Annotated in this window: 22 protein-coding genes; 13 read left to right on the top strand and 9 right to left on the bottom strand. The window is 60.4% G+C overall.

The annotated features are described in order from the left end of the window. The first annotated feature begins 6 nt into the window (after positions 1-6). The 9 genes from THEVEDRAFT_RS07430 to THEVEDRAFT_RS07390 all read left to right on the top strand — a co-directional run bounded on the left by THEVEDRAFT_RS07430 (position 7) and on the right by THEVEDRAFT_RS07390 (position 7,459). A complete protein-coding gene (locus THEVEDRAFT_RS07430; protein ID WP_172634058.1) occupies positions 7-564 on the top strand; it encodes a FumA C-terminus/TtdB family hydratase beta subunit in 558 nt (185 codons plus the stop codon). After that, positions 554-763 carry a hypothetical protein gene (locus tag THEVEDRAFT_RS07425; RefSeq protein ID WP_006584104.1) on the top strand — a complete coding sequence of 70 codons (210 nt, stop codon included), beginning with the start codon at positions 554-556 and terminating at the stop codon, positions 761-763. The genes THEVEDRAFT_RS07430 and THEVEDRAFT_RS07425 overlap by 11 nt, the downstream gene beginning before the upstream one ends. Beyond that, on the top strand, positions 708-1,271 hold the full coding sequence (locus THEVEDRAFT_RS07420) for an AbrB family transcriptional regulator (protein ID WP_245522642.1): 564 nt from the start codon (positions 708-710) through the stop codon (positions 1,269-1,271). Before THEVEDRAFT_RS07425 ends, THEVEDRAFT_RS07420 begins: the two co-directional genes overlap by 56 nt. A 112-nt stretch (positions 1,272-1,383) precedes the next feature. Further along, on the top strand, positions 1,384-2,148 hold the full coding sequence (locus THEVEDRAFT_RS07415) for a hypothetical protein (protein WP_006584102.1): 765 nt from the start codon (positions 1,384-1,386) through the stop codon (positions 2,146-2,148). Positions 2,149-2,209: 61 nt separating this feature from the next. Then, on the top strand, positions 2,210-3,106 hold the full coding sequence (locus tag THEVEDRAFT_RS07410; RefSeq protein WP_006584101.1) for a lysophospholipid acyltransferase family protein: 897 nt from the start codon (positions 2,210-2,212) through the stop codon (positions 3,104-3,106). Then, positions 3,043-3,534 carry a RuvC family protein gene (locus tag THEVEDRAFT_RS07405; protein ID WP_172634037.1) on the top strand — a complete coding sequence of 164 codons (492 nt, stop codon included), beginning with the start codon at positions 3,043-3,045 and terminating at the stop codon, positions 3,532-3,534. The genes THEVEDRAFT_RS07410 and THEVEDRAFT_RS07405 overlap by 64 nt, the downstream gene beginning before the upstream one ends. 67 nt (positions 3,535-3,601) lie before the next feature. Further along, positions 3,602-4,090, top strand: a complete 489-nt coding sequence (locus THEVEDRAFT_RS07400) for a chemotaxis protein CheX (protein WP_006584099.1) — start codon at positions 3,602-3,604, stop codon at positions 4,088-4,090. Positions 4,091-4,260: 170 nt separating this feature from the next. After that, entirely contained in the window at positions 4,261-6,288 is a 2,028-nt protein-coding gene (locus THEVEDRAFT_RS10140; RefSeq protein ID WP_281054565.1) for a methyl-accepting chemotaxis protein, read from the top strand. 82 nt (positions 6,289-6,370) lie between these two features. Then, positions 6,371-7,459: a hypothetical protein gene (locus tag THEVEDRAFT_RS07390; protein ID WP_156787139.1), complete on the top strand. Its 1,089-nt coding sequence runs from the start codon at positions 6,371-6,373 to the stop codon at positions 7,457-7,459. Positions 7,460-7,540: 81 nt separating this feature from the next. Here the strand turns inward: THEVEDRAFT_RS07390 and THEVEDRAFT_RS07385 are convergent, their stop codons facing one another. After that, positions 7,541-8,041 carry a hypothetical protein gene (locus THEVEDRAFT_RS07385; RefSeq protein ID WP_006584096.1) on the bottom strand — a complete coding sequence of 167 codons (501 nt, stop codon included), beginning with the start codon at positions 8,039-8,041 and terminating at the stop codon, positions 7,541-7,543. Between the two features lie 7 nt (positions 8,042-8,048). Further along, complete coding sequence (locus tag THEVEDRAFT_RS07380; protein WP_006584095.1) at positions 8,049-8,336, bottom strand: YerC/YecD family TrpR-related protein; 288 nt, start codon at positions 8,334-8,336, stop codon at positions 8,049-8,051. Positions 8,337-8,555: 219 nt separating this feature from the next. Between THEVEDRAFT_RS07380 and proS the strand changes: the two genes are divergently transcribed. Beyond that, positions 8,556-9,995 (top strand): proline--tRNA ligase, encoded by a 1,440-nt coding sequence (proS, locus tag THEVEDRAFT_RS07375; protein WP_006584094.1) that lies wholly within the window; start codon positions 8,556-8,558, stop codon positions 9,993-9,995. Positions 9,996-10,026: 31 nt separating this feature from the next. On the opposite strand, the gene THEVEDRAFT_RS07370 is transcribed toward proS, so the two are convergent. The 7 genes from THEVEDRAFT_RS07370 to THEVEDRAFT_RS07340 all read right to left on the bottom strand — a co-directional run bounded on the left by THEVEDRAFT_RS07370 (position 10,027) and on the right by THEVEDRAFT_RS07340 (position 18,108). Next, positions 10,027-11,565 carry an alpha,alpha-trehalose-phosphate synthase (UDP-forming) gene (locus THEVEDRAFT_RS07370; RefSeq protein WP_425358258.1) on the bottom strand — a complete coding sequence of 513 codons (1,539 nt, stop codon included), beginning with the start codon at positions 11,563-11,565 and terminating at the stop codon, positions 10,027-10,029. Positions 11,566-11,596: 31 nt separating this feature from the next. Next, positions 11,597-12,373 carry a trehalose-phosphatase gene (otsB, locus tag THEVEDRAFT_RS07365; protein WP_006584092.1) on the bottom strand — a complete coding sequence of 259 codons (777 nt, stop codon included), beginning with the start codon at positions 12,371-12,373 and terminating at the stop codon, positions 11,597-11,599. Positions 12,374-12,377: 4 nt separating this feature from the next. Beyond that, the gene (locus tag THEVEDRAFT_RS07360) at positions 12,378-13,625 is read right to left on the bottom strand and encodes a glycosyltransferase (protein WP_006584091.1); all 1,248 of its coding nucleotides are present in this window, start codon (positions 13,623-13,625) and stop codon (positions 12,378-12,380) included. Beyond that, a complete protein-coding gene (locus THEVEDRAFT_RS07355) occupies positions 13,622-14,287 on the bottom strand; it encodes a DUF5752 family protein (RefSeq protein ID WP_425358257.1) in 666 nt (221 codons plus the stop codon). The genes THEVEDRAFT_RS07360 and THEVEDRAFT_RS07355 overlap by 4 nt, the downstream gene beginning before the upstream one ends. 35 nt (positions 14,288-14,322) lie before the next feature. Next, a complete protein-coding gene (gene mnmE, locus THEVEDRAFT_RS07350; RefSeq protein ID WP_006584089.1) occupies positions 14,323-15,684 on the bottom strand; it encodes a tRNA uridine-5-carboxymethylaminomethyl(34) synthesis GTPase MnmE in 1,362 nt (453 codons plus the stop codon). Then, positions 15,681-16,892: an aminotransferase-like domain-containing protein gene (locus tag THEVEDRAFT_RS07345; protein WP_006584088.1), complete on the bottom strand. Its 1,212-nt coding sequence runs from the start codon at positions 16,890-16,892 to the stop codon at positions 15,681-15,683. Before THEVEDRAFT_RS07345 ends, mnmE begins: the two co-directional genes overlap by 4 nt. A gap of 154 nt (positions 16,893-17,046) precedes the next feature. Further along, positions 17,047-18,108: a GGDEF domain-containing protein gene (locus tag THEVEDRAFT_RS07340; RefSeq protein WP_245522641.1), complete on the bottom strand. Its 1,062-nt coding sequence runs from the start codon at positions 18,106-18,108 to the stop codon at positions 17,047-17,049. Positions 18,109-18,291: 183 nt separating this feature from the next. On the opposite strand from THEVEDRAFT_RS07340, the gene THEVEDRAFT_RS07335 reads away from it, so the two are divergent. From THEVEDRAFT_RS07335 to THEVEDRAFT_RS07325, 3 genes are all read left to right on the top strand, one after another. Further along, positions 18,292-19,326, top strand: a complete 1,035-nt coding sequence (locus tag THEVEDRAFT_RS07335) for a 3'-5' exoribonuclease YhaM family protein (RefSeq protein ID WP_245522640.1) — start codon at positions 18,292-18,294, stop codon at positions 19,324-19,326. Next, positions 19,323-20,264, top strand: a complete 942-nt coding sequence (locus tag THEVEDRAFT_RS07330) for an RluA family pseudouridine synthase (RefSeq protein WP_006584085.1) — start codon at positions 19,323-19,325, stop codon at positions 20,262-20,264. Before THEVEDRAFT_RS07335 ends, THEVEDRAFT_RS07330 begins: the two co-directional genes overlap by 4 nt. Before the next feature lie 180 nt (positions 20,265-20,444). Further along, on the top strand, positions 20,445-21,719 hold the full coding sequence (locus THEVEDRAFT_RS07325; protein ID WP_006584084.1) for a Glu/Leu/Phe/Val family dehydrogenase: 1,275 nt from the start codon (positions 20,445-20,447) through the stop codon (positions 21,717-21,719). Positions 21,720-21,945 lie beyond the last annotated feature (226 nt).

Below are 21,945 nucleotides of genomic sequence, written 5' to 3'. Positions count from 1 at the left end.
GTGGAGATGCAGATATCAACTCCCCTGGACCAGTCGGTGAGGGATCTTGTGGCGGGACAGAGGGTCCTCCTCTCGGGGGTGGTTTACGTGGCCCGGGACCAGGCGCACCGTCGCATCTTCGAGGACCTGGATGCGGGTCGCATGCCCTTCCCCCTGGAGGGGCAGGTCATATACTACGCGGGACCTTCCCCAACCCCGCCTGGGCGGGTCATAGGCTCCATGGGACCCACCACCAGCGGCAGGATGGATCCGTTCACCGTGAGGCTCCTTCAAATGGGGCTCAAGGGGATGATCGGCAAGGGGCGGAGGTCCAGAGAGGTATTAGACGCCATGGTCTCTTTTGGTGCGGTGTACCTTGGGGCCACGGGGGGTGCTGCGGCTCTGCTGTCCCGCTCGGTGGTGTCCTCGGAGGTGATAGCGTACCCGGAGCTGGGACCCGAGGCGGTGCTTAGGATAGAGGTTCTTCGGATGCCCCTGGTGGTGATAGCGGACTCTAAGGGCAACGACCTTTACGATTCCGGCCCCAGGGAGGCGAGGGCGATGGTGGCAGGCCTTGGAGGTTAGGGTGCTGCTGCCCCTCGGGGGGGAGAAAAAGGTGTCCTTGCCGGGCAGCTCCGCGGTGGTTAGGGACGTGCTCCTCGCCGCGGGGCTTGACATCTCCCACGTGGGGGCGGTGGTCCGTTCGTCCAGGATCCTGTCCATGGAGGATGAAGTTCATCATGGGGAAGTTCTGGCCGTTCTTCCGCCTTTGGATGGGGGGTGATATTTTGCCGGGGCTTTTGAAAGAGGCCCTCGTGGCCCTTGGAGTCCTTGTCTTTGGGTTCTTGGGCTTGAGACTAAAGATCCCCGCCGGCGCCATGGCGGTTGGCATATTGGGTGGATTGGCGGTCAAGGCCCTTTTAGGGGTCAGCGATTCCCGGCTGCCCGGGTGGGTTTCCGCGGTGTCCCAATGTCTTGTGGCTTACGTGCTGGTCCGTTCCAGTGAGCTCGTGTCCTTCCGCAGGGCCCTCGGGCTTTTGCCCTACGCGGTGGTTTACAGCCTGATGTTGGTCGGTTTCTGTGTGGTGATGGCCTTGGTATTCATGAGGCTTTGCGGCATGGATTTCTCCACCTCCCTTTTCGCCACCTCCCCCGGGGGGCTTTCCGGGGTGGTCATAGCGGCGGTGGAGACCGGGGCGGACGGGGCGGTCACGGTGCTCTTCAACCTTTGCAGGATATTGTGCATCCTCGTCATACTGCCCATGCTGGCGGGGTTTGTTTTAAATAGATAGGTTTGTGGAGTATTTTAATAAATGGTAATATGTGGTGTGAGCAGGTCCTTGACCTATGGGAGTTGGTTCTTTTCCCGCCGGTTACTGTCTTAGGCGATAAGGGGGAGTGATCTTGGACATAAGCCGTTACCTTAGGTCTCTTTTTTCCAGGTCCCAGGATTCGTCAGTTCAGAGGGAGCTGTCCCTGTCTTCCTTCGGGGATCTGTGGGCCCTGGTCCCCCACCTCACAGAAGAGGAGGAGGTGTGGGTTCTCTCACTGGGGGATGCCAACTACAGGCTGGCCCAGCGGGGGATCCTGAAGCCCCGGGGCAGGGCGCTGGGGTACAGGCTTTGGCGCGGGGCCTTTGATGAGGATCCCATATGGGTGTCCCGGTCCATGTGCGGGGCCGCCCTGGATCTGGTCTTTTCCGGTGAGGACGTGGAGACCGCCCCGGTGGTGGAAAGCGTGCCCGCGGGGGTACTGTTGACCGTGCCCATGTGGGTGCTTTGCAACTACGTTGGTAAGTCCCGGCGTTCGTTGGCGGAAGCCCTCTCGTTGGGGGGACTGGTGGCGGGGTACATGTTGGCCCGGCTGGAGGAGGCTAACGGTTACGACCGGCTTATTGCCGCCGCCGCCGGCTGTGCCGCGGGACTGGCTAGGCTGAGCGATGGTTCCCTGAAGGTGGTGGAGAGGGGGGCTTCCACGGTGGTTTGCCTCACCATGGGGGACGTGGGGGAAGAGGACACCCTGTTCACCGATTACCTGGCTTCGGTGCTTGCCGGGCAGGCCATAGTGGCCTGTCAGATGGCGCTTTCAGGCCAGGGGTTCACGCTTTCAATGGATGACAGCCGGAGCATGTTTGAGCATTGGATTTCCGGCAGGGATCGTACGTTCTAGCCCTTCAACCTCTTAAGGGCTTTGTTCGGTTAGAATAGGTTTTAAACGGGGTTTTTATCTTATGAAGCAGCCGTTCATAGTGGGGGCCCTGAAGCTCTTCGGGGCCCTGTTTCGGTATATGGAGCACCAGTCGGCGGTGGAGCTGGGCGGAAGATTGGGAGAGATGGTGGCCTTGTTGTCCCGCAGGCGGGTGAATCAGGCCTCCGCCCGCTGCTCCAGGGTACTTGGCATATCCGAGGAGGCCGCCAGGGGGATTGTATTGTCCTCCTACAGGCACTTTGGCATGGGGCTTGCGGAGGTGATCCGTTTTCCCGTTATGAGGGATGCAATCCCGGGGCTTGTGGAGTTCGAGGGCCTGGAGAACCTCGACCGGGCGTTGGCCTTGGGGCGGGGAGCCATAATACTCTCCTGCCACATGGGCAACTGGGAGCTCACCGCGGCGGCCCTGGCGCTCAAGGGATATCCCATAAGGGTTGTGGCGGCGGACCAGCGGGACCAGAGGGTTACGGACATGCTGGTTTCCATGAGGGCCAGCTGCGGGGTGGTGACCATAGGGAAGGCCTCGGACCTCAAGGGGGTTTTTAAATGTCTGGAGGAGGGAGGGGCGTTGGCGGTGCTATTGGACCAGGACGCGAAGTCCAAGGGGCTGGTATCAGATTTCCTTGGGCTTCCCGCCAGCACCCCCTTGGGTCCCGTTAAGCTTGCCAGGAAGCTTGGATGTCCGGTGGTGCCCTGCAGGTCCGTGAGGGACGCTTTTAACCCCCGGATGCACCGGGTCGCCCTCATGTCCTCCCTGGAAGGTCCCGACGGACAGCCCTTTGGTGAGGATGAGGCGGGGTCCTTGGGGGTTTGCAACCGCCTCCTGTCCTCTTGGATAAGGGAGGTGCCGGATCAGTGGATATGGATGTACGACCGCTGGGCAAGCACCATGGGGAGGAACTGGTGGACTGTGCCATAGACCCGGGGCGCTGCAAGCTGGGGGTGGCGTTCGGAGCTGAAGGGCTCCTGTGTTCCGCCATCGTCCCCAGGCCCCATTGGGAGGACCTCTGGACCCTCCTTTGTGGGTCGGACTCCCCGGGGTTTTGCCGTTGGATAACCGAGGGAGGGCTCCCCTCGGGTTTTAGGTTTAAGGGAAGGATATTGATCGGGGACAGCACCGGCTCCTCCGATGTGGCCAAGGAACTGTCTCGCCGGGGCTTTGAGTTTTTGCTGGTGGATGAGAGGTACAGCACATTGGAGGCCCGGGGGCTTTACTTCCTCCTTCACCCTCCGAAGGGGCTTTTGCGCCTTGTCCCGAAGGGGCTCCTGGTGCCCCCCAGGGACGTGGACGACCTTGCCGCATGGGCTTTGCTGCGTCGAAGTTTTATTCCCCCGTTTGAGTTATAGGTCCGAAAGGTATAGAATTGTCTAGGCCTATGGTGCCATATAAAAAAGACACAAGGGGAGCTAGGACATGTCCACACAGGTCATAACGTCCTTGGTTAACGCATACGCAGGGGCATTCGTATCGGTAAGTCAGATGATGGGGGTTGAGGCGGTCTTTTTAAAGGGGGAGATCGCCCCGGGGGTTAACGCCCCGGGGAGCCGGGTGGCGGCGCTGATAGGAATAGTAGGACCCAGCGTTCATGGCACCGTGGCCCTCATGGCGGACTTAACGGGCTTCAGCGCCTACGTGAAGGCCATGACGGGTGGCATGATAGAGGCCAACCCGGATGACCCCATGTCCATGAGCGTCCTGGGGGAGCTCACCAACATGACCAGCGGCCAGGCGCTGATGAAGGTGGATGTTCAGGGGCTGGACATAACCCCTCCGCAGCTCATGTCCGGGGACAACCTCAAGGCGGTGCCCGCAAAGAAGGCGGACGTCAAGAGCTTCACCCTGCCCTTTGACGTGGGACCCGAGAAGGGGCGGGTATATTTGGTCCTGTCCTTCCACGAGTAGCAAGGGCTCAGGGGGGAACGTTTGCCTGTGGCTGATTAATTCAATAAGTTTTGTTTTTGTGCCACCGAAAGGGAGCGATGCTCCCTTTTTGTTTTTAGGGGACATGGGATATAATTCTCACTGTAAAAGTTTTGTAACTTTTCTGTAGAGGGGGCTTGGTGTTAGTGTCCATGCGGCAGCGTCTTTATCTTCTGGCGGTGATGGCGCTCCTGGCGTTGGGTGTTATGGGGGGGTTAGCCTACTACAACAGCAGGTCCATAGTGCTGGACCAGATCTCCAAGGGGGGCGAGGTGGCGGCGGACTCCGCCGCCGGGGCGGTTAGGAACTGGCTGGAGGGCAGGACCGACATAGTGGAGACCGCCGCCATGAACTGTGAGTACCTGTGGCTTAACTACGGCATGGCGGGACGCCTCTTGCAGCCCTATGTGGAGGGGCTGACAAAGGAGTACGCGGGGAAGGGTTTTATGGACGTCTACATAGGACTTGCGGTGGGAGGTTTCGTGGATGGCAGCGGATGGACCCCCCCGGAGGGATGGGACGCCAGGACCAGGCCCTGGTATAAGGATGCCTTGAAGGCTAACGGGCCTGTGATGACCATGCCGTACGTGGACTCTATAACCGGGAAGCTGATAGTGACCCTGGCTACACCCCTGAAAGGATATGGGGACAAGGTCCTTGGGGTTTTGGGGGCTGACATGGCGATAGACACGCTGGTGGAGATGATATCCAAGCAGCGGATACTGGGCTACGGCTACGGGGTGCTCTTGGCGCCGGACGGGACATTTGTGGCCCATCCCAAGAAGGAGCTGGTGTTGAAGGAGAACATAGCGAAGCAGTCATCCTTCGTCACCCCGGAGCTGGCCAAGATAGGCCAGGAGATACTATCCGGCAAGTCGGGCCTCTTTAAGTATCGCAGCGTGGACGGGGACGACCGGCGGCTCTTCGTAAGGCCCCTTAATTACGGATGGACCCTTGTCCTGGTGGTTTCCGAGAAGGACCTCTTAGGTCCTATAGGGGTCCTTGGTATGAGGCAGCTTTTGGCGGCGATTGTGGCCATGGGGCTTCTTGGGGCTTTGATCTTCTCGGTTGTAAGAAGCCTCATGCGTCCCATCCAGTGTCTGATGGAGGTCTCCGGCGAGGCCGCCAAGGGGGACTTGAGCGTGTCCGCCTGCTTTTCCGGCACCGACGAGATGAGCCAGCTTGGGAGGGCCTTGGACTTGGTCATATCCTCCCAGAGGGATATATTCAAGCAGTTCCGCAGGGACGGGGAGGCCATAGAGGGTCAGTCCAGGAACCTTGAGGAGGTGGCCCGTAAGACCGAGGACACCATATCGCTGATAAAGGAGCAGATGGATCAGCTCACCCGCATGGCGGAGGACAACTCCCAGGCGGTGGAGGCGGCCAACGCGGGCATAGAGGAGGTGGCGTCCGCTTCCCAGGGGGCTGCCCAGGCGGCGGCGGAGGCTTCCAGCTACGCCGAAGGTCTTAAGGCCAACGCGGAGGGTGCCCAGGAGCTGATAGTCAAGACCTCCGACAGGGTCATGGAGATGGCGGGGTCCTTCCGGGGCGTGGCGGACGCGGTGATGAAGCTGAACGATCAGGCGAGCCAGATAGGCAGCATCGTCAACACCATCTCCCAGATAGCGGATCAGACCAACCTTTTGGCGTTGAACGCCGCCATAGAGGCCGCCCGGGCGGGCGAGGCGGGCAAGGGCTTTGCGGTGGTGGCGGAGGAGGTTCGGAAGCTGGCGGAGGAGTCCAACCAGGCGGCCAAGAGCATAGGAGAACTGGCGGGGGCCATAATATCCGGCACCGCCTATGCGGTCAAGACCGCGGGAAGCGGGGTGGCCGTGGCGGAGGCGGCGGAGGCGGAGACCAAGGCCATGCGGGATAGGATAGCGGAGGTCCTTGGGGCCATAAACAACATAGTAGGCCAGATCCAGAACGTGGCGGCCACGGCGGAGGAACAGTCCGCCAGCTCCCAGGAGATGGCGGCGTCGGTGGACCGTCTCGCCAGCGGAGTCGCCACCACCAAGGATATAGCGGTCAAGATCGACCACGTGTTGGGCGACCTGGTGGAGAACAGCAGGCTTCTTATGGAGGCATCGGAGGAGCTGGAGCGTTTCGCCCAGGAGTTCAACCGGGTGCTCAAAGGGTATAAAATAGATTCCGATCAGCCCTTGGCCCTCAAGGGATAGCTCTTAAGAGGCACTTCCCGGGGCGGGCCTTTCAGCTCGCCCCTTTGTGTTACCCATCCTAATTGCCTTTGGGGGGTGTACCGTGGAGGAGAGAACAGAGTCCGGGAGGTCTCAATTGGACTGGTACGTCAAGGATCTCATGGCATACATGTTCGGGGTCCCAAGGGAGGAGCTGGATTCCCTGGTGGAGGGCTACCAGGCCTCCGGCGGTGTGCCCGATCCCTCTGGGCTCTTTAGGTACCTGTCCGCCAACGGGAGGAAGTACAGGGTGCTCTGGGCGGTGTTCCCCATGGGGGACCTGATAAGCATCCTTTTCGCCGCGGTCTTTGGACCGGATAAGCAGATGCTTTGGCGCAAGAGTTCCGTGCTTCCCATGAGCAGCGACAGCGGGGCCTTGCGGCTTTGGAACCGGGTTTTGGAGCTGTCATCCGGCATAGGGGTACAGCCGGACAGCAGGGTATCGGAGACCGACCTCTGGTCCGCGGAGCAGGTAAACCGCCAGCTGATGAGGCTTTGGGATGGGTGGGCCGGCATGTTCCTCACGGAGGTTGAGGAGTGGCTCTCCCAACAGGGGATAGAGGTCCCGGACGGTATGGTGGAGAGCTCGGAGCTTAACTCAAGGCTGTCGGTGGACATATCAAAGGATATTCGGGATTCGGTGGGGCGGAGCGTCCCATTGGGTTCTGTAAGGTACGCGGTGGTGTCCCTGCCGGAGCTCAGGGACATGGGGCTTGAGGTGTCGTCCCTTCAGTCGGTCCTGGACTCCTACGTCAGCTCCGCCATACCATCCATGAAGCAGGATCCCCAATCAGGCGGGGAGGATGCTGCGATTCCACAAGGGGTATTGGAGGTCCGTCCCTGCGTGGACCCTATCAACGGGGTGGCGCTTTCCTTGATGAGGCCCGGGGACCCGGTGGTGGTGGAGCCCGCCCGGGAGGTGGAGCTGCCGGGGACAATATACATGATAAGGCTGCTCAAGAACGGCCAGTACGAGGTTCACGGCCAGTTCGACCGGGACGGCAGCTTCTTCAAGTTCATATCCCCCGGGGAGCTCAAGATAAAGATCCCCCCCGGTGTCCACGTGGAGGACCGGGAGGGATTTCCGGTGCTTTACGCCGCCGCGGCGGGTCTATTGGCCCTGCTGGCGGTGGCGCTTTACATCTACAGGTAGACCCCCGGGGTAGTTCTTTAGTTTCGTCTAGCCTTAGCGCTTGAGCGTCAGGGGCGGGCTGCATCACCCCGGGGCCTTTTATCAGTCTGTAAGTTGGTTCCCCAGGTGGTCGTCCCGCTGGATCGAGACGGTGATGTTGAGCTCCTCCGCCTCCCGGCGGAACCATTGGCAGAAACCCCCAACAGCCCCGGTGACGGTGGCCCCCACCGCGCAGTCCTCAGAGGGGACCAGGAACAGCACCTGGGCATCCTCGGCTCCCAGGAGGTAGGGGATCGCACACCTTAGGGCCTCCATGGCCTCTTCAAGCCGGTGCAGCCCCCGGTGCCACTGGTCCTCCGGGACGTCAAGGAAGGGAGACGGATCGTCCCCGCAGGTTAGGGCTATCATCATCCGGTTGAACCCCTGCTCCTCCGCGGCCCTGACGGTGGCCCCGTATATCCCCCGGATCCCCCGTTCCGCCGCAACCGAGGGAACGTCATCCGGTATCTCCTCCCCTTCCCTTGCGGCGCATATGACCCCCTGACCCTTGCGGTGAAGCTCAAGCGCTAAGGGGTGATAGAAGGGGAACCACCAGGTTTGCATGGGCCCCCTACCCCTTGAGCCTCTCGAGCACCAGCTTGTACCCGTCGGAGCCGTAGTCCACGCACTTCTTGACCCTGCTTATGGTGGCGGTGCTGGCTCCGGTCTCCTTGGATATGGATGGATAGGTCTCCCCCTCCATTAGACGCCGTGCCACCTCCAGCCTCTGGGCCAGGGACCTTATCTCCGATATGGTGGCCACGTCCTCCAGGAACCGGTAGACCTCCTCCTCGTTCTCAAGGCACAAGAGCGCCCTGCAAAGCTGATCCGTAAGGCTGTCCTTCCACTGGCTTCCCATGTTCATGCCTCCTCGTGATTTTAAAGTTATACGCTTTCTTTTCTTGATCTGGCGACATGTTTCTAAAACTCCTAAACGATAGTATAGCCGTGCTTTGCAAAACGTCAACCTTCAAGCTATGCCTATTTAGTTAGATATACTGCACTTGGTGGGGGAGGCGCTTGGGGATATAATTGTCAGGCGCAGGACTCAAACTAGATCAAAAGTGGAGGATTGGAGATGGCCAAGAACATAACCCCAAGATCCAGGGATTTCTCCCAGTGGTACCTGGACGTGATAAGGGCGGCGGAGCTGGCGGACTACGCTCCAGTGAGGGGGTGCATGGTGATACGCCCCACTGGCTATGCCCTTTGGGAGTCCATACAGCGTCATTTTGACGAGGCCTTCAAGGAGACCGGGCATGTCAACGCCTACTTTCCCCTGTTGATCCCCAACTCGTTCCTTGAGAAGGAGGCCCAGCATGTGGAGGGCTTCGCTCCCGAGTGTGCGGTGGTGACCCATGCGGGAGGGGAGGAGCTTGAAGAGCCCTTTGTGGTGCGCCCCACCTCCGAGACGGTGATAGGGCACATGTACAGCAAGTGGGTTCAGTCCTGGAGGGACCTGCCGATACTCATCAACCAGTGGTGCAACGTCATGCGGTGGGAGAAGCGTCCCCGGTTGTTCTTGAGGACCTCGGAGTTCTTGTGGCAGGAGGGTCACACCGCCCATGCCACGAGGGAGGAGGCCATGGAGGAGACCCTTCGGATGCTGGACGTGTACCAGCGGATAATGAAGGAGGTCCTGGCCCTTCCGGTGGTGCCGGGGGAGAAGTCCGAGGGGGAGAGGTTCCCCGGGGCGGACAACACCTTTACCTGTGAGGCCATGATGAGCGACAAGAAGGCCCTTCAGGCGGGGACCAGCCACTTTTTGGGACAGAACTTTGCCAAGGCGTTCGACATAAAGTTCCAGGACCGGGACGGGGAGGTTCGCTACGCCTGGACCACCAGCTGGGGGGTGTCCACCAGGCTCATCGGGGCGCTCATAATGACCCATTCAGACGATGACGGGTTGATATTGCCCCCCAAGGTGGCACCGGTGAAGCTGGCGCTTTTGCCCATAAGCACCGATCAGGATCTCATCTCCTCCACGTTGGAGCCCAAGGCGGCGGAGCTGAAGGCCGCCATAGAGGCCGCCATAGGCAGGAGGACCGTTGAGCTGGACACCCGGTATCACCTTCGTCCCTCCGACCGGTTCTTCCATCACCTGCAGAGGGGGGTTCCGCTCCGGGCGGAGCTTGGGGAGAGGGAGCTTGCAAACCAGACCCTCCGTCTTGTCAGGAGGGACACGGGGGAGCGGATCGACGTCCCCATGGGGGAGGCTCCCCAGAGGGTCCTGGAGGTGCTGGAGGATGTTCAGCGGAGCTTGTACGAAAGGGCTTTGAATTTCCGGCTCTCCAACACCTTCCAGGTGTCTTCCATGGAGGAGTTCAAGGAGGTGCTGGAGTCCAGGGGAGGGTTTATAACCGCCTTCTTCGGGGGCACCAAGGAGGACGAGCGGGCCATAAAGGAGGCCACGGGGGCCACGGTGCGCTGTTTCCCCCTGGAGGACGACTCCTTGGGCACCTGTTTCTACACCGGCCGTCAGGGCTGCAAACGGGCCGTGTTCGCCAAGGCCTACTAGAGGGCGGCGGAACTCTATGATTTAAGCTAGTTTAAACGGACCCTGACGCTCCCCTTCCGCCGTCAAGGGGGGCTCGGGGTCTTCTTATTATCGGCGGCAGTTCCCTCTTTGGAAGGCTGCTCAAGGTAAGTCCTGCGGCGGTGTTTAGGAACGAGTCCATCCATCGGAACACGTCCCAACCCTTTATCCTGCGTCTCATCAGGGACATCCGCCGCTTCCGCTCCTCATCAGGCATGAACAGGGCTTTTTGCATCGCATTTGCCATCCCCTCCATGTCGTAGGGGTTCACCGTTATGGCCCCAGCTCCAAGTTCCACCGCGGATCCTGCGAACTCGCTTAGTATGAGCACCCCGTCGTTGTCCGGGTGGCATGCGCAGTACTCCTTAGAGACCAGGTTCATGCCGTCCTTGAGGGACGTCACTAGCCCCACGTGGGCCGCCCTGTAGAGGGCCGCCAGGTCCTCCTGCCCCACCGATTGGTACATGTACGTTATGGGTATCCAGTCCAAGGTGGCGAAGCGTCCGATTATCCTCCCAGCCTCCCTATCTATCTCCTCCCGCAGGTTCCTGTAGGACGTAACGTCCTCTCGGCTTGGAACCAGCAGCTGCACCAGGGTCACCTTCCCAAGCAGCGACGGGTCCCTCTGGAGCAGCAGCTCGAAGGCCCTGAACCTCTCCAGTATGCCCTTCGTATAGTCCAGCCGGTCGATGCCGAGCATGATCCTTCGCCCCTGGTGGGCCCGGCGGATCTGATCCGCCTTCTTCCTCACCGCGGGCGATTTGGCCAGTCCCTCGAAGTAGCGGAAGTCTATGCTTATGGGGAAGGCCCCAACCACCGTCTCCCACTGATGGCTTAGCTTGAACCCCCTGCCCCCTCCCTTTCGGGTCATCACCCTGGACCTGGGGTTTAGTTCCTTGAAGCACCTTAGGAAGTTGTCCGCGTCCCTGTCGGTCTGGAAGGCGGTGAGCCGGTAGCTCAACAGCTGCTCCATCACCTGCTGGCGCCAGGGGAGCTTCATGAATATGTCGGGAGGGGGGAACGGTATGTGAAGGAAGAAGGCGCAGTTGGGCCTTTTATCCCTCAGCATCTTGCCAAGGGGTATGAGGTGGTAGTCATTTACCCATATGAGGTTCCACCGGTCGCTGTGTTTCACCGTGACCTTGGCGAACTTCTGGTTAACCTTGAGGTACGTATCCCAGTAGGTGGGGTCGAAACGGCACCGGCTTTGGAGGTCGTGGAAAAGGGGCCATACGATCTCGTTGCAGAAGCCCTGGTAGAAGAGTTTAACCTCCTGGTGGGTCATGAATATGGGCAGGAGCCTGTATCCGCTTTGGGACGATATGGGACCCAGAAGGGATTTGATGTGTTTTATCCTTACCGTCTCACTGGTTCCAAGCCAGCCTATCCAGCTGCCCCCCCGATCCCGGAGGGCGGGGGAGAGGGCGGAGATGAGCCCCCCGGAACCGCTTTTTACCGATAGGGTTCCGTTTTGCTCCTCGAGAACCACCGGCAGGCGGTTGGAGACCACGATGAACCCTTTCGATCCGTGGTTCTGACTCAACTTCCTCACCCCTTTCAAAGGATAAGAAGCGCATCATCCCTCATGTGCTTAGTTTAACCCTCGCAGCTCGAATCCATAGGTCAAGGAAACCCAAGACCTCGTCCGGAGGGGTTATCCACGCCGATGCCATGGTGGGCCTTATGGTCCGGCTGACCAGGATGCCTATGCCTTTACCCCTGATCGCCCCGAAGGCGTCCTCGTCGGTCCTGTCATCTCCAAGGTAAGCGGAAGCCTCCGGCGGCTTTATAAACCTCCTGACCGCGTCCGCCTTGCTCACCCCGGACAGCCGTATTTCCAACCCCATCTTAAACGGTATTATCTGGAGCTTCCCGTTGGCGGTCAGGGGCATCCAAAGGAGCTCCAGAGCCCCTCTGGTGCTGCGGGCCCTCCTTGGGCTTATGCCCCTGAAGTGGGCTGCCACCGAGGAGGCCTTTCGCTCAACCCTGTAAGGGGGCAGGACGTTCAGGGCCCTCCAGTGGGCGATCCTGAGGGCCCTTTGGACCTCCGCTTCCAAGGGGACCCTGGTTATATCGCCTCCAGGCCTCATCTCCTCCGCGCCGTGACATCCGAATACGTTGAACGGGAAATCCCAGTCGTTGAGCACCCTCTTTAGCTGAGACGCGGGCCTGCCGGTTATCATCGCCAACCTCGTGCCGGAGTGCGCGATCAAGCGGAGCCTCTCCCTTATCCCATGGTAGGGTCTTACGCTTAAGGGGTTATCGCAGAACGGGGCGATGGTTCCGTCGAAGTCCAGCATAAGCGCGGGCTCCTTCGACCTTGCTACCCAGGAGAAGAAAGGGGCCAGGGCTGGGATCATAGGATCACAACACCTCCACCCTGCCGGAGCCAGACCCGGCCTGAAGGGCGAGCATCAGGGAAAGGTGGTTTCGCAGCAGCCTGGTGATGAGGAAGTGCTCCTTCACCAGCTCCCGGCCCGCCCTGCCCATTCGCTCCCGTTCCCTCGGGTTGTTTAAAAGCTCCACCAGCCTGAGGGAAGCCCCTTCGGGGGTTTGCACCCGGTAGCCGGTGATCTGGTTTAAGACCTGAAGCCTTATGCCCCCCGTATCCCCTCCGATGACGGGTTTCCCCTTCCAAAGGGCCTCCGAGACCGTAAGGCCGAAGCCCTCTTTAGTGGACTTTTGAAATACCACCTGTGCGGAACGTTGGAGAGAGTTTATAGCCATGTGGGCGTCCGGTGGCAGCAGAAGGACCTTCACGAAGGGCAGCCTTTCCGCGCACCGGTTCACCTCCTCCAGGACCGCGGCACCCTCCGGGTCGTCGTCCGCCCCTCCTCCCGCTAGAACCAGCCGTAAGTCCCCAACCCGCCGCAGGGCCAGCTCGCAGGCCCTTATTACCCCAAGGGGATCCTTAAATCGGTCGAACCGGGAGACCTGGACCACCAGATGTGATGGGTCCTTAAGGTCGATCCCCAGGGACTCCAGGACCCGCTCACACTCCTCGGGAGATATGTATTGGTTCTTGGGGCTTATGGGGTCTATGGCGGGGGGGATTATGAACTCCGGTATATCAAGGGGCTGGGCGAAGTCGGGCAGGGAGAAGATTGCGGCGTCGCAGTGGTTTACGTGTCCTGCCAGGTACCTCCACACCTTGCGGTCCGGGTTGCTGGCGTCTATGTGGCACCTCCATATCCACTTTCCCCTTCGGGCGGTTGAGAGGGACGCCATCATGGCGGGCTGGGGGTCGTGGATGAACACGAAGTCCGCGTCCTCCAGCTTATCCCTCATGGCCGTCCAGTTTCTCAGGTTAGCCGCCTCGTAGGCGGCGATCATCGAGTCCGAGACGTGCTGCCTCCTGCCCTGAAGGGCGTTGTGAAAGGCCTTGGTCACCTCGAAGAAGTCGGGATCCCCCTCGATCACCTCCCAGCTGGAGTCTATGCCCAGCTCCCTTTGGAGCGGCACCAGCCTTTCCAGGATCTCCGCCACCCCTCCTCCCCGGCGGGTGGAGTTCACGTGCACCAGCCTGAGTCCCTCCAGCATCTCCCCCATCTGCCGGAGGAGCTTCACCTCCTCGGCGCCGCAGTGTTCCACGTAGAGGTCCAGGAGACTCATGACCGATACCTCCGTCCTATGAGGCCCAGCTCCTCCACTATCCGATCCTTAAGGGTCTGGAGGGACATGAGATACGGGTCTATGCTCATGAGGCCCGACACCTCCTCTTGTGGTATGCCGCAGGATAGGAGCCATAGGGAAAAATCGTCCCCGCAACCGGTCCTCAGCCTGGCGTCCACGAAGTGGTAGAAGGCGCTGGCAGGGTGGCATAGGGAGAGCTTGTCCGCCAGCTCCGATGGATCCTTTGCGGATAGTCCCGTTTGGAACACCAGCGTGGTGGCCATGAGAAAGTAGAAACGGCTCCTGGCCATGGCCCAGCCGAGGAAGGCCCCGGAGGTCACCGGCTCGTCCAGCACGTCCAGGATCGCCTCCCTCAGGTCCTCGATTGACGGGAAGTAAGAGGGGTTGAGGGCGTCAAGCCTCTCCGCGGAGGCCTGTTCCCCCACGCTTTGGCTGACCCAGGCGGCAAGATCGTTGTGATGGAGTTGTTCCGCCCGGGGCCTCATGAGGTAACCGTAGAAGTGGTAGATGAGGGACTGGGGGGGCACGGCCTCCACCCCGTCCCTTAGCTCCTTTAGACTATGGGCGCTGTGTCCTGCGCTTTGGACTATCATCGAACAGCTTTTGATCGAGAACTCGGTGAAGCTTGGCAATGGCGCCACCTCCTTCCGAAGATCTCACCTTAGTAAGATGGGGATCACTTCCCTATGCAGAAGTTCGAGAATATGGAGTCCAGCAGCTCCTCCGTGGTGTCCCTGCCCATGGCGGCCCCTAGGTGCTGTCTTGCCCTTGAGGCCAGGTGGACCATGGCGTCCAGGAAGGATGCGCCGGCCGCCTCCTCTAGGCACTGGGCGGACCTTTTGAGGCTGTCCACCTGGTGCCGGAAGAGGCTTACCGCCCCCTCCAGGGAGCCCCTGGAGAAGAAGGTCTCCACCATGCGGTCCTTGAGCTCCTCCACCCCGTCCCCGTTTAGGGCGGATATCTCAAAATAAGGTATCTCCTGGGGGCGGTCAAGAAGGTCCAGCCACTCCTGGAGTATCCCCTTGTCGCTCTTGTTGAGCGCTGCCAGGGCGGGTTTCTCCAGGGAGGTGAGCAGCTTTAGGTCCTCCTGGGAAGGGGGGGTTGAACCATCTAGCACGAGAATGCGGATCTGGGAGGTAACCATGGCCTCTTTTGCCCGTTGGATCCCCAGCATTTCCACGGGATCCTGGGAGTCCCTTATGCCCGCGGTGTCCACCAATTTGAGGGGGACCCCCTTGTGGATCACCGCCGCCTCCACTAGGTCCCTGGTGGTGCCGGGTATGGGGGTCACGATGGCCTTTGCCTCCCGCACCAGCCTGTTGAGGAGCGAGGACTTCCCCACGTTGGGGCGTCCCACCAGGGCGGCCCTGATGCCGCAGCTCAAGGCCATCCCGGCCTCTCCCCTGTAGGCCAGGTCCCGGAGCCTGCCTGCCGCATCCATAAGCCCCGTCCGCAGGCGCTCCAGCTCCAGGTCCGGGAGCTCCTCCTCCGGGTGGTCCAGCAGTGCCTCGGGAAGGGCGGTGATGGATATTAGGTACTGCAAGAGCTCCTCCATCTCCCGCCGGGTGGTTCCCGTAAGGGACCTGGAGGCAGCCTTAAGGGCCTCATCGCTGTAGCCCCTTATCATGCCCAGCACTCCGCTTGCGCTGGTGAGGTCCATCCTGCCGTTTTGGACCGCCCTTCTTGTGAACTCCCCGGGTTCCGCAAGCCTTGCCCCGGCGTTTATGAGGGCGTTCAGGCATCTTTGGACCACCAGGATACCACCGTGGCAGTGCACCTCGGCGGAGTCCTCGCCGGTGTAGCTCCTGGGGGCCTCGAAGCGCACCGCCAGGACCTCGTCGAGGATTCCATCTTCGGATACCAGGTGTCCGTGCCTCATGGTCCAAGGGGGTGTGGAGCAGAGGGGGGAGCGTCCCCTGAAGACCTTATCCACCACCTGGGCGCTCCCCCTGCCGGACAACCTTATTATCCCTATGCCGCCCTCTCCCCAAGGGGTGGATACGGCGGCTATGACGTCTTCATGAGCGAGAGATGTCAACCCGCCATCCCCTTCATGGCCTCTCCAAGGCGCTTCATCCCCTCCTGGGTCTGCTCAGGGGAGGCAAAGGTGTAGCAGAGCCTGAGCTCGTTCTCTCCCCCGTCCCGGTTGGGGTAGAAGGCCTTTCCGGGCACGAAGGCCACCTGGTTGTCCACCGCCCGCTTGAATAGCTCGTCGCTGTTTATGCCCTTCATCTTGACCCAGTAGAAGTAGCCCCCCTCTGGCTTTACCCAGTGGACCAGGTCAAGGGGAAGGTGCTCCCGCATGGCGTCCTCCATGGCATCCCGCTTCTTCTTGTAGTGCTCTATTATCTTGGGCAGGAACGAGTCCAGGTGCCCCAGCCGGCAGTACTCGTAGACCAACGCCTGGGCCACCAGGCTGGTGCACACGTCCACCCCCTGCTTGAAGATGGCCATCTTGCGGATTATTTCCCGGCTGCCGCAGCACCATCCGACCCTGGTCCCCGGGGCCAGTATCTTGGAGAAGGAGCCCGCGTACACCACCACCCCCCGGTCGTCCAGGGAGAAGAGGGTGGGCAGGTGCTCCCCTTCAAACCTCACGTAGCCGTAGGGGTCGTCCTCCATGATGGCGAAGCCGTAGCGGTGGGCGTATTCGATGAGCTTCTTGCGCCTCTCCAGGGAGAGGGTGGTCCCCAAGGGGTTGTGGAAGTTGGCTATGGTGTAGCAGAGCTTTACTTTCTTGCCCTCTTTCTGGGCCCTCTCCACCTTCTCGGGGATGAGGTCCACCATCATGCCCTCGTCGTCGCAGGGAACGGTGAGGAACTTGGCCCCGTGGTTGTGCATGTTGAGGAACACCCCGAGGAAGGAGGGTTCCTCTATTAGTATCAGGTCGTCTTGGTCTATCAGGGCCCAGCAGAGAAGGTCCGAGACCTGGGAGGAGCCGGCGGTTATGAGCATCTCGTCGTGCTCCAGCTTGCGTCCCATCCTGGGGGCGGTCCAATGTATGAGAAAGTCCTTCAGTGGGCCGTATCCCTCGGTGGTGCCGTACTGCAGCACGTCCTTGCCCTGGCTTTTGAGGATCCCCGCAGCCTCGTAGAAGAGGTCCACTGGGAAGGCCTCGGGATCGGGCATGCCTCCCGCGAAGGATATGACCCCGGGCCTTCGCACCAGGTGAAGCATCTCCCTTATGGGGGATGGCCTAAGGTCTGCCACCCTGCCGCTGTAGAGGCCGTCGAAGAAACTGGACAACTCTATCCCCTCCTCGTCCTTTTTTGTCAGGTCCTCGTGGGGTGTCCCCCGTAAGACCCCAACAGACAACCTTTATGGGGTTTTGTCCCCTTGAGCACAATGATACACCATGCGAAATCCGAATCATTTGTGAATTTTAATGTCAATAGGTTCTTCAGTCCTCGTTTAGCGCCAGGTTGGAGTAGGCCTCCTCCAGCATCTGGCTGTAGGAGGTGGTGCCGTTACCGCCGTAGAAGGAGAAGCCCCCGAGGAGGTTGATCCTGAAGGGGGTTACGCTTCCCTCTTCGATTATCTTGTCCACCTGTGTCTTGATCCGTCCGAACAGGGTCCTCGCGCCGGAAGAGGGGGTTTCGGGGAGCAGCAGCAGCACGCATCCGTCCTTTAGGCGGAAGCCCATGTCGGTGGTCCGGATGGTCTTCTTAACCAACCCTATGAACTTCATGTAGGCTTCATCCATCATGGACTGGGGCAGTGGACCGGATGTGAGGTTCTCAAACTCCAGTTTCAGCAGGGCCATGGAGAGCCAGCGGCGGTAGCGCCTGGCCCGTTCTATCTCCTCCTCCCCCCGCTTCCTGGCGTAGCGGTCCGAGTAAAGGCCGGTCTTTGGGTCCACGAACTCGGAGCTGTCCCCGGCGGACACGTCCCCCTTGGGGGCAAGAAGCACGACGTCCTCTCCTTCTACTGTCTTCCTGAAGACAAGCCACCCGGTTCCGCCGAGGTCGAGCTCGTGGAGGGACGGGTTTATTATCTCGTTCAGCCCACTTCCCTCGATGTCGTCCCTTCCGAGGAGTAGCTTTATCTCCCGGTTTGCGGACTCCACGGTTCCGTCCCTCGCCCAAAGGGCCGGCAGGGGTATCTTCGATGTGATGTCTATGGAATCTTCCATAGACTTGAGCTCCGTCTGAAGGTCCGATATGCTTATAGGTCCCTCAAGGAGATCCTTTTTTAGGGGGTTGTGGGCTTTCTGGATGCAGCTTATGAGCCCTACCATGCCCGCGGAGGCCAGTGCCACCCCCAGCCACGCGAGAACTGGGCTTGCCCCCGCGGCGGGGGAGACGAAGGCCAGCAGCAGCCCCTGGGCGGAGAGGTTGCAGCAGAACTGCCCCATGGAGCTGCCGGTGGAGTTCATCACGTAGCATGCGGTGGCGGTTAAGTAGGATGATAAGAACACCGCCCACACGGAAAGAGGTAGGCTCTCGGATGAACCGGACCCCAAGAGGGAGATGACGACAATTATGGGGATGGATATTATGGGAGGAGCGGTTAACCACCTCAGGCCTGGTACCCCCTTTTGACTCCCAAAGTCTTTGCCGTGGATCCAGTTTAAGATTAAGCCATGGGGGCCAGAGCTTCAAGGTTTAGATGGTATAATTTTTATTTAATTTTTGGGGGTGTTTCGGTGGAAAGCGGCATGGGGAACATGACGGTTGCCCAGGTGATCACTTTAAAGCCCTCTGAGAAAGGGAGGTTTCGGGGGGTTTATGCGGTGGCGGACGAGCAGGTAAAGCTGGACAAGAACGGCAAGAGGTACTGGATCCTTTCGCTGATGGACCAGACCGGCAGCATGGAGATAAGGGCCTGGAGCAGCTGTGAGTGGTTGGATCAGCGGGAGGTCCCCGAGGGGGTAAGGCTTGAGCCGGAGGAGGTCCCCCCCTTGAGAGGTCTGTCCATAGGGGTTATTGGGACCGTGAGAGAGTTCAACAAGGCCCTGCAGCCCACGGCGGATAGGATATACCTGGTCAGTCAGGAGAAGTACCCCCCTTACGATTTCGTTCAAAGATCCCCGTATCCTCAGGAGGATCTGGAGGAGCGGTTCAACCTTTTGGTGGGGTCCTGTGGTGATGAGGTCCGAGGGTTTCTTGAGTCGGTCTTTCAGGGCCCTTTGAGGCGGGATTTCTTCTCTTATCCCGCCGCGGTGGGGAACCATCACGCCTATGCCTCGGGGCTTCTTGAGCACACCGTGTCGGTGGCGGAGGCCGCCGCTGCCCTTTGCGGCTGCTATCGGGTGGACAGGGACGTGGTGGTGGGGGGTGCCTTGCTTCACGACCTGGGCAAGCTCAGGGCCTATCGGATGAGCCCTTTGCCGGAGGCCACCCTGGAGGGCACCGTTTTAGACCACATAGCCATGGGGTACTGCATGTTCGAGGAGCTGGCGGACAGGTATGGTCTGAGGGACGTGCTTAGGCTGCACCTGGGGCACATAATACTGAGCCACCACGGCAAGAAGGAGTTTGGCTCCCCGGTGCTCCCTTCGACCCCGGAGGCCTTGATAGTTTCCGCCGCTGACGAGCTTGACTTTCAGGTCTTCTGCTGCCGGGAGGGCATATCGGCTCTGAGGGATGGCCAGGTGATATCGGATTTTCACAAGGCCCTTCAGAGGCGGGTTTGGAGCGGTGAGATCTCGGACTCCCTTGGCGGTGAGGGTGGCGCATGAGGAGGTACACGGTACCGCCGGAGGAGGAGGGCAGGAGGCTGGACCGGCTTATCAGGGATTGGTGGCCCTCGGTGGGCATGGGGCTGAGGATGGGGGCCATACGGCGGGGCGACGTCCGGCTGGACCGCATGAAGGTCTCCTGTTCTAAGAGGCTGGTGGCGGGTCAGGAGCTTACGGTACCCTGGGATGATGAGCCAGTGGCTCCCAAGGGGGAAGAGTCCTGTGTGGTCAGGGGAGAGTCAAGGGTGCTGCCATCATGGGTTATCCACATGGACCAGGTCCTTTTGGTGGCCAACAAGCCTCCGGGTTGGATATGCCAGCCCGGGGGAAGCGGGAACGGTACGAGCCTGCCGGAGGAGGTTTGGCGCCTCATCGGCCGCACCGGACCGGTGCCGGCCCACAGGTTGGACGTGAACACCTCGGGGGTTGTGCTGGTGCCCTTGACCAAGCCTTTCGCCAGGGAGCTCCAGCGCATGTTCCGGGAAGGGCTCATAAGGAAGCTCTACTGGGCGGTGGTCAAGGGCCGCTGCGGAGGGGCTTTTAGGATAGACGCTCCCCTTTATGCCGGCGATGGTGGGCCTGTCGCGGTATCGGGGGAGGGGCGGGAGGCCTTGTCCCTGGTGCGGCCCCTCTGCACGCACGGCGGTTATTCGCTGGTGGAGGTGACCCTGGTGACAGGGCGCAAACATCAGGCCCGGGCTCACCTGGCCCATGCGGGGCTCCCCATAGTGGGGGACCCGGTCTACGGGGTTAGGCTGCAGGGGGTTCGCCGTCCGATGCTGCACGCCCGGTTTATATCCCTCCCGGATGAGGCGTCCCTTGGGGATCTCAGGGGTGCGTCCTTCACGGCCCCCCTCATGGAGGACATGGAGGATCTGATCGGCCGGCTGGGCCTTCAGCATCCCGGTGCCATGAATCGATGTGGTGATTTAGCCTAAAAGTGTTATTCATATTTAGAATGTGTTCTTATTTTTTCTAAAAAATCAGTCCCGTTTGACTCTTTACGGAACAGGGTGGTTGGAATAGAATATCCACGGGGTTTGTGAGATTAGTTCACAAACCTTTTAGGTTGGGTTCCTTCATGGCCTTAGGCCTAAAAAAATAAGGAGGGATTCGGAATGGCTGTTACAAAGAGGACTTCCAGCAACGTATTGCTCGACACGGCCCTCAAGAACTTCTATGCCGCCACGGAGGAGATGGGGCTGGAGGACGGGCTCATCGAGATACTGAGCAGGGCGGAGCGTAAGCTTTGCGTTTCCATCCCGGTCACCATGGACGACGGCACCGTCAAGGTGTTCGAGGGTTACCGGGTTCAGTACTCCACCGCTTTGGGTCCCGCCAAGGGTGGGCTCAGGTTCCACCCGGATGTGACCTTGGAGGAGTGCGAGGCTTTGGCCTGTCTCATGGCCTGGAAGTGCTCTTTGGCTGGAATCCCCTACGGCGGCGGCAAGGGTGGTGTGGCCTGCAACCCACTGGAGCTCTCCACCGCTGAGAAGGAGCGCATCACCCGGACCTTTGCGGCCCGCATAGAGCCCCTGGTGGGTGCTTGGACCGACGTGCCCGCCCCGGACGTGAACACCGGCGGCCAGGAGATGGTTTGGCTCATGGACACCATCAGCAAGATGAGGAACCGGCTGGAGCCCGCCATCTTCACCGGTAAGCCCGTTTCCCTCTGGGGTTCCAAGGGTCGTACCCAGGCCACGGGCCGCGGCGTGGCCACCTGCGTGCGCGAGGTCCTGAAGGCGGCGGGCAGGGACGTCAAGGGTTCCACCGCCATAATACAGGGCTTCGGCAACGTGGGCACCTACTGCGCCCTCACCCTGGTCGAGATGGGTGCCAAGGTGGTGGCCATAAGCGACATCACCGGCGGCTACTACTGCCCCGACGGCATCGATATCCAGAAGGCCTTCGACTACGTGACCAATCACCCCAAGCATCTCCTGGAGGGTTACGACCAGCCGGGGCTTCAGAAGCTGCCCGGAGAGGACATCCTCTACCTCGATGCGGACGTGCTCTGCCCCTGCGCCCTTGAGGGTGCCATTCACGGGGATAACGCCCACAAGATCAAGGCCAAGTTCATAGTGGAGGGTGCCAACGGCCCGGTTACCCCCGAGGGTGACGCGGCGCTTCCGAAGGATGTCATCGTGGTCCCCGACTTCCTGGCCAACGCCGGCGGCGTGGTGGGCTCCTACTTCGAGTGGGTTCAGGACCTCATGGGCTTCTTCTGGACCGAGGAGGAGTACAACCAGCGGCTCCTCACCCTGATGGCGGACAACTTCTGGAGGGTCTGGAACTACAGCAAGGAGCACAACGTGCCCATGAGGAAGGGTGCCTTCATGGTGGCCATCAAGCGGGTGGCCGATGCGGTCAAGATGCGGGGTGTCTTCCTCTAAGTCCTGAACGGGACCGGTTTGAACTCCATCGGGGCGGGGCCGCAGGGCTCCCGCCCTTTTTGCATGTCTTCCCAGGGATCGAGGGTGATCCTTTCAAGGGGATGTGCATAAGGGATGAGAAATGGGTTAAAGGCTTTTAAAAACCCCATTTATGTACTATATTTTTAGGGTCGCCCGGTGGTGTGAAGTCGGGTGAACTAAGAGGCCTTTGTGAGAGAGAGCCTGT

Source organism: Thermanaerovibrio velox DSM 12556 (assembly GCF_000237825.1).
Taxonomy (GTDB): domain Bacteria; phylum Synergistota; class Synergistia; order Synergistales; family Synergistaceae; genus Thermanaerovibrio; species Thermanaerovibrio velox.
The sequence above is the reverse complement of the archived record's forward strand: the minus strand, read 5'-3'. Positions and strand labels throughout refer to the sequence as shown.